9 protein-coding genes (1 of these 9 only partly in view) are annotated in these 16369 nt (G+C 69.1%); all 9 read left to right on the forward strand.

Going from position 1 to position 16369, the window contains the following annotated elements; all coding sequences use genetic code 11:
• A protein-coding gene (locus J5474_RS18265) for a hypothetical protein (protein ID WP_209362845.1) crosses the window boundary here: on the forward strand, window positions 1-4178 show its final stretch. Its footprint begins 43447 nt before the window's first position; only the last 4178 of its 47625 coding nucleotides appear in the window; the start codon falls outside the window, past its left edge; its stop codon occupies window positions 4176-4178.
• A gap of 52 nt (window positions 4179-4230) precedes the next feature.
• The gene (locus J5474_RS18270) at window positions 4231-4587 is read left to right on the forward strand and encodes a DUF3467 domain-containing protein (protein WP_209362760.1); all 357 of its coding nucleotides are present in this window, start codon (window positions 4231-4233) and stop codon (window positions 4585-4587) included.
• A 2-nt stretch (window positions 4588-4589) separates the two neighbouring features.
• The gene (locus J5474_RS18275; protein WP_209362762.1) at window positions 4590-6164 is read left to right on the forward strand and encodes a TolC family protein; all 1575 of its coding nucleotides are present in this window, start codon (window positions 4590-4592) and stop codon (window positions 6162-6164) included.
• Window positions 6164-6985 (forward strand): efflux RND transporter periplasmic adaptor subunit, encoded by an 822-nt coding sequence (locus tag J5474_RS18280; RefSeq protein ID WP_209362763.1) that lies wholly within the window; start codon window positions 6164-6166, stop codon window positions 6983-6985. Before J5474_RS18275 ends, J5474_RS18280 begins: the two co-directional genes overlap by 1 nt.
• 9 nt (window positions 6986-6994) lie before the next feature.
• A complete protein-coding gene (locus J5474_RS23170; RefSeq protein ID WP_209362765.1) occupies window positions 6995-9145 on the forward strand; it encodes a hypothetical protein in 2151 nt (716 codons plus the stop codon).
• Window positions 9142-11295, forward strand: a complete 2154-nt coding sequence (locus tag J5474_RS18290; protein ID WP_209362767.1) for a preprotein translocase subunit SecA — start codon at window positions 9142-9144, stop codon at window positions 11293-11295. The genes J5474_RS23170 and J5474_RS18290 overlap by 4 nt, the downstream gene beginning before the upstream one ends.
• Window position 11296: 1 nt before the next feature.
• Window positions 11297-13144: an efflux RND transporter periplasmic adaptor subunit gene (locus tag J5474_RS23175; protein ID WP_209362769.1), complete on the forward strand. Its 1848-nt coding sequence runs from the start codon at window positions 11297-11299 to the stop codon at window positions 13142-13144.
• Between the two features lie 107 nt (window positions 13145-13251).
• Window positions 13252-13995 (forward strand): ABC transporter ATP-binding protein, encoded by a 744-nt coding sequence (locus tag J5474_RS18300; RefSeq protein ID WP_209362771.1) that lies wholly within the window; start codon window positions 13252-13254, stop codon window positions 13993-13995.
• A complete protein-coding gene (locus tag J5474_RS18305; protein ID WP_245216570.1) occupies window positions 13958-16369 on the forward strand; it encodes an ABC transporter permease in 2412 nt (803 codons plus the stop codon). The genes J5474_RS18300 and J5474_RS18305 overlap by 38 nt, the downstream gene beginning before the upstream one ends.

Here is a 16369-nt window from a genome sequence, read left to right on the forward strand (position 1 = left end):
TCAGCATCACGGCGCGCTCCATCGGGGCGACCACCACGGCGGGCCGCGTCGAGGTCCAGACCGGTACGCTGGCCTCCGTCATCACCACCGGCGACGCCAACCTCACGCTTCTGACCGGCGCAGTGGTGCAGGCGGCGCAGACGGGCGGCGCGCTTCGGATCGACGCGGACGCGGGCGACGTGACGCTGACCGGCGCGCTGACCGCGCAGACCGCGCGGCTGGAGGCCTGGGACGGGTCGGTCCTGATGACCGGCGCGGCGCTCCTGCGCACCACGGGCCGCGTCACCGTCACGGCGGAGGACGCGATCACGCTGACCCGGATCGAGGCCATCGGCGGCGCGGTCGTGCCCTCCGTTACCCTGACGGCGGGCGGGGCGCTGACGGATGGCTCCACGGCGGGGCTGGTGACGGATGGCCAGGTCAGCCTGCAGGCGCGGACCATCGGCGCGGCGGCCAACCGGCTTGGCCTGACAGCGGCGCGGATCACGCAGGCGGTGGCGCTGGATGATGCCTATATCGCCGCGACCGGGCAGGACGGCACGCTGGAACTGCGCAAGGCGTCTTCGGACGGGAACCGCTTTGACCTGCTGGTCAAAACCGGCAACCTGTCGGTGACGGATGCGGTCCGCGCGCGGACGCTGGCGATGACCGTCGCGGCGGGCGCGCTGACGCAGGCGGATGGCAAGACCATGACCGCCGAGGCGGACATTGCGCTGACCACCACGGGCGACATTACCCTGTCGGCCCTGACCACGACCGAAGGGCGGATCACCCTCGATGCCGGCGCGAATGGCCGCATCCTGGACGGCACCGCCACCGAGGGCGTCAACATCACCGGCCTGCGCGAAACCGCGTCGCTGGTTCTGAACGGCCGCGCCGTGGGGCAGAAGACCCCGCTGGCCGATGGCACGAACCCGGCTGACATCGACATCGACATCGCGCGGGTCGAGCGGATCACCGGCGGCAACGACGGCGTCTACCTGCAATCGGTGCGGGGCCTCAGCCTCGGGGATGTCACCATCGGCGGCGAACTCGAGGTCGACGTGACAGCGGGCAACCTCGCCCTGACCGGCAACCAGACGGCGCTGCGCGGGATCGTGTCGGTCGGGCTTGGGACGTTGACCCAGACAGACGGCAAGGCGCTGCGCACCACTGGCGGCGGTCTGGACGTGTCAAGCTTCGGCGATGCCACTATCGCCCGGATCGAAGTGACCGGCGGCGACCTGACGCTGAGCTCGGCCAGCGGCGCGCTGGTGGACGGCTCCGCCGCCGAAGGCGACGGGAACGAGAACATCGTCGTCACCGGCGGCAGGCTGGCCGCCATTCACGCGGATCGCATCGGCAACCGTTTCGCCGCCGGGGCGGTCGATATCGACGCCATGTCCATCGGCACGCTGCATACCGACACGGACGGCGCATGGGTCCGCATCACCGGGCGCGACGCGCAAGAGGTGCAGATCGACGCGATCCTGTCGCAGGCACAACATTCGGACATCGGCGTGACCGTGGCGCATGGCAACGCCCGCATCGACCGGCTGGAAGCCGAGAACGCCGCCGCCGTGACGGTGGCGGGCACCACCGGGGCCACGGCGTTGACCCTGGGCACGGTCAGCGCCGGCGACACGCTGGCGCTGACCACGACGGCGGGCGATATCGTGCAGACCGCGGGCACGGCGATCACCGCCGACACCGCCGGGGCGCTGACCACCATCCGCGCGGGCGGTTCGGTGACGCTGGCCAACGCGGGCAACGACCTCTCCGATCTGACACTGCAGGTGGGCGGGGCCGCGCGGGTCAACGACCGCGACGGGCTGGTGCTGCACGACGTGACCACGGGGACGGGCTTTGACCTGACCACCGGCGGGGCGCTGAGCATCGTCGCCGCGGCGCGGGTCACGGCGGGTGGCACGCTTGACCTTGGCGTGGCTACGGGTGACCTGACGGTCGGCAAGGGTGCGCAGATCGCCTCCGGCGGGCAGATGACGGCTGTCGTGGCGCAGGGCAACCTGTCGGCGCTGAAGGGATCGCGCTGGACCTCGCTGGGGGGGCTCGCGGCCTCCGTCACCGGCGACGTGAAACTCGCGGGCACCACGACGATGCAGGCCGTGGGCGATGTGGCGATCACCCAGACCGGGTCGCTGACCACGGCGGGCGTGACCTCCGTCACCTCGACGGCGGGAACCGTTCTGCTGGAAAGCACCGTCTCGGGCGGGTTGACGTCGACCGGGACCACCACCATCAGCGCCGACAAGGGTGTCGGGATCGTGCTGAACGCGGGGTCGACCCTCCTGGACGGCACCACGACGATCACTTCGGCGGCTGGGCCTGTCACCGTCAGCAGCGGCAATGGCGCGCTGACGGCGGTGGGCACGACGCGGATCACCGGCCAGTCGGTCGGGGTGGACCTGCGAGGGGCGAACGGTCGCATGGACCTCTCGGGGACCACCACGGTGACGGCCACCACCGGCGCCGTCACCGTGGCGCTGGAGACCGGCAACATCACCCTGGCCGACCGCACCACGCTGCTGGCCGCGACCGATATCGCGCTGACGCAGGGCGGCACGGGCAGCCTGACGACCTCAGGCACCACGCGGATGACCGCGACGGCGGGCGACGTGACCGCCGATCTGGCGACCGGCAACGTGATCCTTGGCGGAGAGACCACCGTCACGGCGGGCCGCGACCTGCGGATCTCGGTCCAGACGGGCGACCTGACCGCGCGCGGGGCGACCACGCTCGACGCCGCGCGCGACACGGCGCTGCTGCTGGCGGACGGCGTCATGCGCCTGTCGGACCGGACGCAGGTCCGCGCCGGCGGCGCGCTGACCCTGCACGCGGAGAATGGTCTGCATGCGCAGGGGATCACCGACCTCATAGGACGCGGCGGCGTCGACGCGACCGTGACGCAGGATGGCGCCTTCATGGTCAACCGCACCACGGTACAGTCGACCGATGGCGACGTGACCTTCGGCGTGCAGACCGGCGATCTGGAAATGGCGGATACTTCCAACATCCAGGCCGACAGCGGCGACGTCCACGTGGGGATTGCCACCGGCGGGATGTGGATGCAGGACGCGACGCAGGCCGTGGCCGCGCAGGCCATCGACATCCTCATCGCCCGTGGCGGTTTCGTCATGGACGACGCCGAAACGCTGCTGCGCGCCGACAGCGTGACGGTCGAGGTGACGGCCGCGCTGATCGCCCCCATCCTCGGGGTGGCGGGCTTCACGACCGGCGACATCCTGATCGACCGGATCGAGGGGATTTCGGACGTCACGCTGCGCGCGCTTGATGGCCGCATCCTCGACAACACCCTGTCGGAGCGGGTGGACCTGATCGACACCGGCACGCTGTGGATGGAGGCCGCCGATGGCATCGGCCTGATGTGGGAGGACAACATCAACCTGCGCGCCTCTGTCGTGACGGCGATCAACACCCGGACGCATGGCATCAACATCCAGAACCGCAGCGGCTTTGCGGTCGGGGCGGGTGGCTTCTGGAACAGCGGCGACGGCGAGATCGCCATCGTGTCGCGCGGCGTCGTGACCTTCGACGACAAGTATTTTGGCACGCCGCGCACCGGCGCCATGGCGGGGACGCTTGCGAACCTGCCGGGGCAGGGGATCTACGTCTACCACAACGCCTCGACCAACGTTTTCGACATGCAGCTCGGCAACACGACCGAAGCCTTCATGATGATGATGATGAGCGCCAAGCCCACGGCGGAAACTCCGCGCGAGGACCGCTTTGGCACCGGCGACGACCCGGAGGGCAGCCACTACGCACGGCTTTTGTCGCGCAGCGCCTTCGAGGAGTGGGTGGCGCGCCAGACCGGCACTGAAGACGAGGACAGCCAACCAATCCGCAAGGCCGCCTATCTGACGGGCGCGGTGCAGGCGGCGCTTGGACAGTTGCGCGATGGCGCTGCGGGCGATCTCTTCGCGGGGGTGCGCGACGCCATCGACGCGCTCCGCGAGGACATGGATGAGAGGGTGGAGGGCTTCCTCGCTTCGGCGGACGACCTGCTGCCCGGCGATGATGACCTGACGGACACGCCCGCCGCAGAAGCGCAGGCCCAGGTGCCCGGCATGGCAGACAGGCCCGCGCGGCCCGTGATAGAGCTCGCCATGGCGCTGGCGGACGACGATCTTGACCAGCCGCTGTTCGCGGCGGAATGACGAAACAGCCGACCGCACGGCGGAAGACAGGCAGAAACCCGGAGGACGACAGGTGAGCGAGCACAGGGATCAAGACACAGGCCAGAATACGGGCCAGAAGAATGGCGAGGACGTCGCGACCCGCATGAGCGAGGGCGCCAGCGGTGGCACGCGCGACGTGAAGGTGCGTTTCGACGATTCGAAGATGACCACCGCCTACGCCAACGTGGCCAATGTCGGCATGAGCCGGGACGAGGTTTCACTGCTGTTCGGCGTGAACCGGACCTGGGGCGCAGTGGGTGACAGTGTCACCATCGAACTGTCGAACCGCATCATCCTGACCCCCGCCGTGGCGCGCAGCTTCTCGGAGACATTGCAGAGGGTGCTGGCGGAATACGACCGCCAGATGACCGAAGGCTCGGGGAACTGACCATGATGCGACGCACCTCTCCCTTCGTCCTTGCCGCGGGTCTGGCCTGCACCGCGCTGGCGGGCTGCGAACAGATGTTCATGGACGGCACGGCCGCCCCGGCGACAGAGCCTGCCACCATGCTGGTCGCCACCCCCGCCGCCCCGGCGGGCGGCAAGCTGACGCCCGCGAAGATGGTGCAGTTGATCGCCCTTACCGACGAAGCCGTGCTGGCGCAGGCGCTGGAGGCCGACATCGCGCGGCAGGGCGTGTTCGCGGCGGACGGTGCGTTCGAACCGGAGTTTTACGCCGAGGCCAACCGCAACCGGGAGCGCCGTGAAACCACCGCGCTGCAACTGTCGTCGGCGGTGGGCGGCCCCGATCCGTTCTGGTCGTTCAGCCACGACGGCCGCCTTGGCGTCAAGATGAAAAGCCGCACCGGCGTCAATGTTGATCTCTACTACGACATGCAGCGCGTCTCGAACTCGTTGCAGGCCTCGGCCGCGCTGCCACTGGTGGAGAACACCGCCAAATCCGGCATCAGCCTGCAGGTGCCACTGCTGCGCAACGCTGGCCGGGAGGTGAACACCTCCGGTATCCGGATCGCGCAGATCGAACAGGACATCGCGCAGGAAACATCGAAGTTGGTGAAGGCAAAGCGCGCCTACGAAGGGCTGCGCACCTACGTCGCCTACCAACGCGCCGAGGCCCGCGTGGCCACCCGCGGCGATCTGCTGGCGCTGTCGCAACGCCTGGTGCGCGAAATGCAGGGCCAGCTTGGCAGCGGCCTGACCGATCCGCGCGACCTGACAGAGGCCCAGGGCAACGTCGCAGAGGCGCGCGCCGCCCTGCTGCAGGCGCAGGCCGAGCTGGCCGAACAGCGCGACGCCCTGCAGATTTATTTTGTCGGACTGCCGTCCAAGACCGCCTCGGAGATGTGGCTGCCCGCCGGGAGCCTGTCGGCCGTTGACGGGCGCAGGCTGGGGGCGCTGTCCTCGCTTGATACGGTCTATGCGCGGCGGCCGGAAATCCGCATCCAGGGCTTGCAGATCGAACGCCGCGAGGTCGAGAGGCTGGTGGCCGAGAACGCCACCAAGTCCGAGCTGAACCTCAATCTCGATTTCGCCAAGACCAAGGTTTCAGGCGATTACATGCCTTTCCGCGAGCTTTTCTCCAACGCCAACCCGAACCAGACATGGCGCGTGGGCTTCGAGTTCCGGCGTGGTCTGGGCGGCAACCGCACCGCGCAGGCGGAACTGAAGGCCGCCGAACTGCGCGAGGAGCAGGCCGAGCTGACCATGAACGCCTTCCGCCAGCGGCTGGCGGGCGAGATCAACGCCATCGACGGCATCCTGACGCGGGCGCGTCTGGCGGTGTCGGAAAACCAGAAGTTCCTCGCCGCGCAGGGGCGGCTGGTGCGCGACGAAAACGACCGCGCGCGGACCGGGCTGTCGACGCAGGTCGACGTGGTTTCGCGCCGGATCCAGGAGGTGCTGACCCGCGAGGCCCGCAACGACGCGATCGCCCAGCTGAATCAGGCCTATTACCTCGCGGCCTACGCCAACGGCACGCTGCTGGATGTCTTCGGGGTGAACTGATGCGCGGGCTGATCCTCCTTGCGCTCATGCCGGTGGCGGCCCTGGCGCAGCAGAACTACGACACCATCGGGATCGACACCGGCCCCGGCGCGCTGCTGCGCGGCCATTCCGAATGCATCGCGGACCTCGAACTGGCCTTTCCCGTGTCGGGCATCATCGCCGCCATGGCGGTGGACGAAGGCGCGACCGTGACGGCCCGCGACGTGCTGGCGCGGCTTGACCTGCGGATCGAGGAAATCGAACTGAAGCGCCGCCAGACGCTGCTCGACGACCAGTCCGAGCTGGACTCCGCACAGGCCCAACTGGCGGTCAGCACGGCGCAATACGAGGCGGCGCAGACGCTCTATGACCGGGGCGGTGCGATCTCGAAGGAGGATCTCCAGAACCGCCGGCTTGCCCGCGACCTGACGGAGGTCGAGGTCCGCCGCCTGCGCACGCAGGAAGCCCTTCAGGCGCTCGACCGCGACACCGCCGCGGAGGCGCTGGACCGCCGCACCATGCACGCGCCGACGCAGGGCATCATCAGCCGCATCCTGCGCAAGCCCGGCGAAAGCGTGCAGGCCTACGAGCCGGTGCTGACGCTCTGCGACGTGTCGGAAATCCTGTTTGCGGCCAGCCTGCCGGCTTATGGCGTCGAGGTCTTTGAGGGCACTCCGGTAACGCTGGCCTTTGTCGGACGGGCGCCGCTGCCCGGGCGGGTGCGCTTTGTCTCGCCGGTGGTCGATGCCGCCAGCGGCCTGCGCGAGATCAAGATCGACCTCCTCGAACGCCCCGACTGGATGCGCCCCGGCCTTGCCGCCGATCTGCTCCTGAACCCCTGACGCGGCGCCGTGGCCAAACGCACCTTCTACGATCAGTGGTACAGGATCGGCGACCTCAGGATCGGGCTGCGGCGATCGGTTCTGGTGCGGCTGAACGAATACCGCCGCGAACGCTGGTACGTCTATTACGATCCCGGCCATAACGGTTTCTACCGGGCGCGGCCCGAAACGCATGACGTCATCCGCCGCCTGACCCCCGACCGCACCCTGCGCGAAATCTGGCAGGAGATGGTGCGGACGACCCCCGAGACCGCGCCGGGTCAGGAAGATTTCTTTGACATCGTGACGGCGCTCTACCGGGGCAACCTGCTGCACGTCGAAGGCACCGTGGACGAGGCGCGCCTGCTGGACCGCGCCGTCACCAAGAAGAAAAAACCGGTGGCGCAGCAGCTGTCGCAACTGCTGTTCTTTCGCATTCCGCTGTGGGACCCGGAGCCGTTTCTCGACCGCAACCGTGCCGTTTTCGACCGGCTCTACAGCGCGCCCGCAGTGGCGGTGGTGGCGCTGCTGTTTCTCTGGGCGGGATATACCTTTGTCCTGAACGCCGACCGCGCCTTTGCCCAGTCGCGGGGCATCCTTCAGGCGAACAACCTTGTCTGGCTGTTCCTCGCCACCTTTGCCAGCCATGCGCTGCATGAACTGTCGCACGCCGCGCTCTGCAAGCGTTTCGGCGGCCATGTGCGGCAGATGGGGGTGATGTTGCTGATCTTTACCCCGCTGCCCTATGCCGATGTCACCGCCAGCTGGTCGTTCCGCGATCCGCTGAAACGCGCCATGGTCGGCGCGGCGGGGATGTACGTCGACCTCGTGACATGCGCGCTGGCGACGCTGTTCTGGGCCTATTCCCCCCCCGGCATGGCGAACGAGATGGCGCTCAACCTGATGTTCGTCACTGCGGCCTATACCTTTGTCTTCAACGCCAACCCGCTGATGCGTTTTGACGGGCACTACATCCTGTCCGACCTCGTCGCGATCCCCAACCTGCATCAGGCCGCGCAGCGCCAGTGGCAGGCCGAGGCCCGGCGCCTGCTGCTGGGCGAGCCTCTGCCGGTGCGGTCGCGCGTTTCGGGACGCAGACGTGTGTTCCTCGTGACCTTCTACGTCGCCGCCTGGGTATACCGGACGCTGGTGATGATCGGCATCGTGACCTTCGTCGCGGATCAGTATTACGGGCTGGGGCTGGTAGGGGCGGCGGCCATCGCCTACTCATCCTTCCTGCAACCGCTCTTCAAACTGGTGAAACCGCTGACCGACCGTAGCTTCATCGCCCGCCACCGCACCCCCGTGCTGCGCATCCTCGGGGTCGTGGCACTGCTGGTGGCGGCGCTGACCCTTGTGCCGGTGCCGGACTCCCGGCGGCTGGAGGGCGTCATCGAGGCCGCGCGCCGCACGGTGGTCGTGGCCACTGTCGAGGGCGAGATCACGACGCTGCCGGACCGCTCCGGCGCCGAAGTGACGGAGGGCGCGCTGCTTCTGGGGCTGCGCAACCCGGACCTGCACGACCGCGCCGCCGAGATCGCCGCCGCGCTGCAATCCAACGCTGCGCGCGAAACGCAGGCGCGCGCAAACGGCGGTTTCGCCCTTGCCGCCATCGCGGAGGAACGCCGCGAATTGGAAAACCGGCAGGCGGAGAACGCGCAGGACCGCGCGCGGCTGACGCAGGTGGCGCCGCATGACGGCACATGGGTCATGGGCAAACGCGCCTTCCATCCCGGCAACTGGGTGACAAAGGGCGAACCCGTCGGGACGCTGATCGACGAGCGCGGGCTGAAGTTCCTCGGCGTCCTGCAACAGGGCGCCGCCTACGGTATCGGCACGCTGACCCCGGACCGCGTTTCGCTCCGGATCGAGGGCCAGCGCGGCACCGAGGTCGCGGTCGATGCGCTGACCATCGTGCCGTGGTCGCAAAAGGATCTGCCCTCCGCCGCGCTGACGCCCATGGGGGGCGGCGGCACCTCCATCGAGGCAGACGACCCGCAGCGCCTGCAATCGGTGGAACGCTTCTTTCTGTTGACGGCCACGCTGAACCGCGCAGCCTTCCCCGAAGGCGTCATGGACGGGCGCACCGCGTGGCTCAGGATGCAGTTGCCGCCACGCCCGCTGGCGGCGCAGGGCTGGGAACGGCTGCGGCAGTTCTTCCAGCAAAGGTACAAGCTGTGATCCGCCCGTCCCCAAAAAACGCCCCCGAGATCGCCCCCGAGATCGCCCCCGAGATCGCGCCCAAGACCCCGCCCGACACAGCGCCCCGAACCGTCCCCGGCGCCCTCGACTCGGCTCTGGCGCGGCTGGCAGCGCAGGCGGGCGATGCCGGACCGCCCGAAGGCCCGGTGCAGCCGATCTTTCCCTCTCGGCAGTTGCAGGTGCTGCTGCCGCATCGTGCCGAACCGGAACTGTCAAAGATCGACGCGCTGGGGCGCAGGGTGACCGGCTGGGTCGGGCGGCTGTCGAACCCGCAGGCGCGGCTCAGACGCATGGCGAAACGTGTGGCGGCGCAGCGTCCGCGCCATGCGGATCTCGATCCCGAAGGCTTTGCCGAGGCGGTCGATGCGCTCGCCGCGCGCGCGAGGTTCGAACATTCCGGCGCGCGCGCCCGCCTCGGCCGACTGGAACTGGACGCGCTTGCGCTGGTGGCCGAAGGCGTCTTCCGGACGCATGGTTTCTACCCCTTCGTGGAGCAGTTCATGGGCGCCATCGCGCTGCTCGAAGGGCAGATCGCGGAGATGGCGACCGGCGAGGGCAAGACCGTCACCGCCACCATGGCCGCCGTGGTCGCCGCATGGCGCGGGCTGCCGTGTCACGTCATCACGTCGAATGACTATCTCGCGGCGCGGGACTGCGAACTGGGCCAGCCGCTGTTCGCGCTCTGCAAGGTCTCGGGCGTGTCCGTCACCGGCGAAACGCCCCCCGACCAGCGCCGCGCCGGTCACGCGCATGACATCGTCTACACCACCGCCAAGGACATGCTGGCAGACCACCTGCGCGACGACATCGCGATGGGGTCGCGCGCCGACCGCACCCGGTTCGTGCTGAACGCGATGACGGGCGGCGGACAAACCGGGGGCGTGACCATGCGCGGCGTCTTTCAGGTGGTGGTGGACGAGGCGGACTCCGTGCTCATCGACGACGCGGTGACGCCGCTCATCATTTCTGAACCCACTCCTGACAGCCTGCTGAATGACGCCGCGGCAGAGGCGGTGGCACTGGCCCGCGCCCTGAAGGAGGGCGAGGATTTCACCCACACCCCCGCGCTGAAGCAGGTCCGCCTGACCCGCGCCGGACGGCGCAGGCTCGAAAGGCTCTCGCTCAACGCCGGGCCGTTCTGGCAATCGGCATCGCGGACGGAGGAATTCGTGCAGCTGGCGCTTCAGGCTATCCATGTCATGGAACGGGACCGCCACTACGTGGTCGAAGAGGGCAAGGTCGTGCTGATCGACGAGCTGACCGGGCGGCTGGCGCGGCAACGCACGCTGTCGCTGGGCCTGCATCAGGTGCTGGAGGCGAGTCTCGGCCTGACGCTCTCTGACCCTTCGGAGGTGCGCGCGCGGCTCAGTTTCCAGCGCTTCTTCCGCCGCCTGCCAAAGCTGGGCGGGATGACCGGTACCGCCCGCGAGGCGCGCGGCGAGTTGCAGTCGGTCTACGGCCTGTCGGTGGTGGAAATCCCGACGCACCGGCGGTCGCGGCGGAAATTCCGCCGGCATCGGGTCTTCGCCGCCGAAAACGCAAAGTTCCGCGCCATCGCAAAGCAGGCCGACACGCTGTCAGGTAAGGGCTGCGCCGTACTGATCGGCGTGCGCTCCGTGCAGGCGAGCGAGACGCTGGCCGCGGCCTTCGCACAGCACGCGCCGCGCCTCCGGCCCGCCGTGCTGAACGCCACCAATGACCGCGAGGAAGCGACGCTGGTCGCCGTCGCGGGCCAGCCCGGCGCGGTGACGGTGGCCACGAACATGGCCGGGCGCGGTACCGACATCAAGATCGACGCCACGGTAGAACGGCTTGGCGGGCTGCACGTCATCATCGGCGAAAGCAACGACTTCAGCCGCATCGACCGCCAGCTCGAAGGCCGTTGCGCCCGGCAGGGCGATCCCGGTGTGGTACAGCGGTTCCTGTCTATGGACGAGGAGCTGTTCCGCCGGTTCCTGCCGGGCTGGCGGCGCAGGCTCTGGCGGGTATCGCACGCCACGGGGCTGGCGCGGGTGCGCCTCGCCTCCGCCATGCTGCGCGCGGCGCAGGCCCGCGCGGAGGCACTGGCGCGCAGCCAGCGCGGCGCGTCCCTGCTGGCGGAGATCGAAACCGAAAAGAAGATGTTCTGACGTGACCGAGCCCTCGACGCCCCCTGACTGGATGCAGACCGCCGCCGCGCTGACCCGCCTCAGCGGTGCGCCCACAGCCTTCTGGGAACAGTTCCGGGCGCTGTCGGCCGCGACCCTCGCCGCGCGCGAGGTCTGGGTCTACACGCGGGCGGGCGACGCGACATGGGCGGCGGTGACACCGGGCGCGCCCCCGTTTGACTCGTTGGTGACGCCGGATCTGCTGCGCGGGCTGCAGGCGCAGGGGCAGGCCATCGGTGCCGGGCCGACGGGGCTGGGCGTTGGCCTCTGCACCATCCCGATGGGCCAATCCGGGGTCCAGTCCGGGGTCCAGTCCGGGGGCCAGGACAGCCGCGATTTCGTGCTGCTCGCGCTCTGGCCGCGCGTGCCCGAACGCCCCATGGGGCTGGCGTCCCGGCTGGCCACGTTGGCGAGCCTGCCGATCCAGTTCGAAAGCAACCGCCGCGCCCGCGCCGCCGCGCGCGACGCGCAGCGCTTTGGTCAGGCACTGGCGCTGACCGCCGCCATGATGGAGGCAGAGGCCTTTGATCGCGCGGCCTCCGTTCTGGTCAACCGCCTGTCCGAACTCATGGCCTGCGAGACCGTCTTTCTGTGCTGGCGCGCCCGCGAGGGCCAGCGCCTGCGCGCCGTCAGCCACGGCGAGAAACCCGACCGGCGGTCACAGGAAAGCGCCCTGGTCGAGGAGGTCGCACAGGAGGCGCTGACCCAGCAGGCGGAGGTGAGCTTTCCGGCAACGGGCCGTGCCGTGGCCTTTGCCGCCGAACGCTATGCCGATCTGGCCAAACCCGGTCACATGATCACCCTGCCGATGATCCGCTACACGCCCGACGGCAAGGGACTGGAACGCGGGGCGGTCACCCTGTGCCGTCGCACCCCCGGTTTCACCGAGGCCGAACAATGGGCCCTGCGCCTGATGATGGAGATGGCCCAGCCCGTACTGGAAGCGCGCGCGGCCTCCCGGCACTGGCTGCCGCGCCGTCTGGCGCATGAGGTCGGCCGCTCCATGCCAAAGGCGCTGCGCGCCCGTACGATTCCGGGCAAGGCGCTGCTGGCGCTCGGCGGGGCGATGCTGGTGGGGCTGGCGCTGATGCCGGTACCTTTCCGCATCCATGCCTCCGCAGTGGTGCGTACCGATGCCATGGGCTTCGTCGGAGCGCCCTTCAGCGGTTATATCGAGGCCTCCGGCATCATCCTTGGCGATCCGGTCGTGGCGGGTCAGCCGCTGTTCCGCCTGTCGGTCACGGATCTGAACCTCGAACGCGACGGGCTTCTGGCGGAACTGGCGCAGGCCAACCGCGACGCGGAAGTGAACCGTTCCCTGCGCAAGCTGCCGGAAATGCTGGTGGCGCAGGCCCGCGCCGAAGAGATCAAGTCCCGCCTCGTCCGGCTGGACCGCCAGATCGCCAGTGCCGAGGCGGTCGCGCCGCTGGATGGCGTGGTGATCGAGGGCGAACCCGCCAAGCGTATCGGCCAGGCGGTCAATCGCGGCGATTCCGTGGTGACGGTGGCGGCGCTGACCGGCCTCTACACGGAGGCCGCCGTTTCCGAACGCGATCTGGCCTATGTCGCGCCGGGGCAGGCCGTGCGCCTGACCCTGCTCGCCAATCCAAAGGAAACCTTCGACCTCTCCGTGCGAGAGGTCATCCCCGCCGCCACGGTCCAGGACGCCGACAACGTGTTTCCGGTGCGGCTGGCCGATGGTGCCGCTCCGCCCGGCTGGTGGCTGCCCGGCATGACCGGCGTCGTGCGAATCGACGCGGGGCGCGCGACGCTCGCCTGGGTCGCCACCCGGCGGCTTGTGGACATGATCCGGCTCAAACTCTGGTTCTGACCCCGCCCCGCTCCGTCCCGCCAAAAAAAACGCCCCGCACCTTGATCCGCCTCAAGGTGCGGGGTGCGTATCTCCTGTCTGATGACCATGACGGCGCGAGGAACAGGATGGCGGACAGTAACGATCAGGGCGGCGTGGCTTCGGCTGCCGATGTGACCTTTCGCACCGAAGGGCTGACCCGCGTCTACCGGACGGGCGAAACGCAGGTGAAGGCGCTCGACGGGGTCGATGTTGTGCTGCTGACCGGGCAGTTGACGGTCCTGCTGGGGCCGTCGGGGTCGGGCAAATCGACCTTGCTCAATATCCTCGGCGGGCTGGACCATGCCAGCGCGGGCCGCGTCTGGTTTCGCGACACCGAACTGACCCGCCTGTCGGACCGGGCGCTGACGCGCTACCGGCGCGATCACGTCGGCTTTGTCTTTCAGTTCTACAACCTCGTGCCTTCGCTCACCGCGCGGGAAAACGTGCGGCTGGTCACCGACATCGCCGCCGATCCGATGTCCGCCGAAGAGGCGCTGGAGCGCGTCGGCCTGCTGGCGCGCATGGACCACTTTCCCGGCCAGCTGTCGGGCGGTGAACAGCAGCGCGTCGCCATCGCCCGCGCCATCGCCAAACGCCCCGGCGTGCTGCTGTGCGACGAACCGACGGGCGCGCTCGATTCAAAGACCGGCGTTCAGGTTCTTGAGGTGCTGGACCAGATCAACCGCGAAACCGGGACCACCACCGCCGTCATCACCCATAATGCCATGATCCGCCGGATGGCGCACCGTGTGCTGCATTTCTCCGACGGGCGGCTGGTGCGCGAAGAGGTCAATGACCACCGGCTCGCCCCGCACGAGATCGACTGGTAGCGCCATGGTCCGCGTCCCCGCCATCGACCTCAAACTCCTGCGCGATCTGCGCCGCCTCTGGGCACAGGCTCTGGCCATCGCCGTGGTGCTGGCCTGCGGGGTCATGGTCCTGCTGATCTCGGTCGGCATGTCGGGCGCGCTGGACCGGTCGCGTACCGCCTATTACGAACGCAACGCCTTTGCCGATGTCTTTGCCCGTGCCACCCGCGCGCCGCGCGGCCTGCTGCCGGAGATCGCCGCCATTCCCGGTGTCCGCGTGGCAGAGGCGCGCATCAGCCGGTTCGTCATGCTCGACCTGCCCGGACGGGTGCAGGCGGCCACGGGGCAGATTGTGTCCCTGCCCGAAACCGGGCGGGCGCGGCTGAACCGGCCACTGCTGACCTCCGGCCGCTGGCCCGACCCCGGCGCGGTGTCAGAGGTCGTGGTGAACGCGCCCTTTGCCGAGGCGCGCGGCTTTCGTCCCGGCGACCTGTTTCATGCGACGCTGGGCGGCAAGCGGCGCACGCTGACCGTGGTCGGCACGGCACTGTCGCCGGAATTCATCTATACCATCGGCCCCGGCTCGCTGATGCCCGACCACGCGGGACACGGCATCATCTGGATTCCCGCCCGCATGGCCGAAGGCGCCTTTGACATGACCGGGGCCTTCGACGATCTGGTGATCGCGCTGCACCGGGGCGCGTCGGAGGCCTCCGTGATCGACGCGGTGGACGCGCTGCTCGATCCCTACGGCGGGACCGGCGCCCATGGCCGCGCCGACCAGATCAGCCACGCCTTTCTGGACAGCGAAATCGAAGGGCTGCGGGTCATGGCGTGGATCCTGCCGCCGGTTTTCCTCGTGATCTCAATCTTTCTCGTGAACATGGTGGTGGGGCGCATCGTGGCGCTGGAGCGGGCGGAAATCGGCCTGCTGAAGGCGCTGGGATATTCCGACCGTGCCATCCTCGTGCATTACCTGCTGCTGGCGGGGCTGGTGGCGCTGATCGGGGTGTTGCTGGGTTTTGCGCTTGGGGCGTGGCTGTCGCGCGTGCTGGCGCGGATGTATGCGCAGTTTTACGACTTCCCCGAACTGATCTTCGGCATCTCCTGGACCACCTACGCGCTGGCGGCGCTGGCGGGCTTCGGGGCCTCGGCGCTGGGGGCGGTGCGCGCGGCGCTCTCCGCCGCCTGGCTTCCACCCGCCGTTGCCATGGTGCCAGCGCCGCCGCCGGTGTTCACGCGGGGGCGGGGCGACCGGCTGCTGGCCTGGCTGCGCCTGCCACAGACCGACCTGATGATCCTGCGGTCGCTGACGCGCTGGCCGATCCGGGCGCTGACCACGCTGACCGGCTACGCACTGGGGACGGCGATCCTCGTGGCCTCGGGCTTCATGCCCGATTCCATGGACGCGCTGATGGAAAGGACCTTTGACCTCGCTTACCGGCAGGACGTGATCCTGACCTTTGGACAGGACGCGCCCGCCTCGGCGGTGGATTCCGTGCGCCGCCTGCCCGGCGTGATGCAGGCCGAGGGGCAGCTCTGGCTTTCGGCGACATTGCGCAATGGCCACCGTTCCGAGGACGTGACGCTGCAAGGCCTGCCGCCCGGCTCCGACTTGTCCCGCCTGCTGGACGATTCCGGCGCGGTCGAACCGCCACCCATCGGCATAATGCTGACCGACAGCCTGCTGCCCCGGTTGGGCCTGTCGCGCGGCGCCGCGGTGGAGGTCACGCTGACCGGGCGGCTCGCGCACCCGGTGAAGCTGACCGTCACGGGAACGGTGCCGCAGACGCTTGGCCCGATGGCCTACATGTCCGCCCCCGCGGTGGAGGCGCTGCTGGGCCGCGCGCCGCGGGTGTCGTCGATCAATGTCACCCTGCGGGAGGACCGCGTCGATGCCTTCCACGCGGCGGTCAAACAGGCCCCCGGCCTGGGCGGGGCGATCCTGTTGTCGGACAACCGCCGCGCCTTCGAAGACACCATGGCCGCCAATGTCACGGTCATGTCGTTGGTCTACATCCTGCTGGGCGGCGCCATCGCCGTGGGGGTGGCCTACAACGGCGCCCGCATCCAGCTGTCGGAACGAGCGCGGGAACTGGCCTCGTTGCGCATCCTCGGTTTCGGCCGGTGGGAAGTGTCATGGGTGCTGGTGGGGGAGGCGATGGTACTTGCCGTCTGCGCCCAGCCGCTTGGCTGGGCCATTGGCTACGGCATCGCCTGGGCGATGACGGAACGGTTCTCCTCCGACCTGTTCACCCTGCCTCTGGTGTTCAATCCGCGCGCCTTCGCGCTTGCCAGTATCGTCACGCTTGTCTCCGCGCTTGGCGCGGTGCTGATCGTTCGCCGCCGGACCGACCGGCTCGACCTCGTGCAGGTCATGAAGACACGGGAGTAA

The organism is Sagittula salina (assembly GCF_017813235.1).
GTDB classification, from domain to species: domain Bacteria; phylum Pseudomonadota; class Alphaproteobacteria; order Rhodobacterales; family Rhodobacteraceae; genus Sagittula; species Sagittula salina.

What these genes read in the sequence shown, in the direction of transcription:
- J5474_RS18305 (WP_245216570.1), top strand. Translation starts at nt 13,958, where the DNA reads ATGACCACCGGCTCGCCCCGCACGAGATCGACTGGTAGCGCCATGGTC.
- J5474_RS18275 (WP_209362762.1), top strand. Translation starts at nt 4,590, where the DNA reads ATGATGCGACGCACCTCTCCCTTCGTCCTTGCCGCGGGTCTGGCCTGC.
- J5474_RS18300 (WP_209362771.1), top strand. Translation starts at nt 13,252, where the DNA reads ATGGCGGACAGTAACGATCAGGGCGGCGTGGCTTCGGCTGCCGATGTG.
- J5474_RS18280 (WP_209362763.1), top strand. Translation starts at nt 6,164, where the DNA reads ATGCGCGGGCTGATCCTCCTTGCGCTCATGCCGGTGGCGGCCCTGGCG.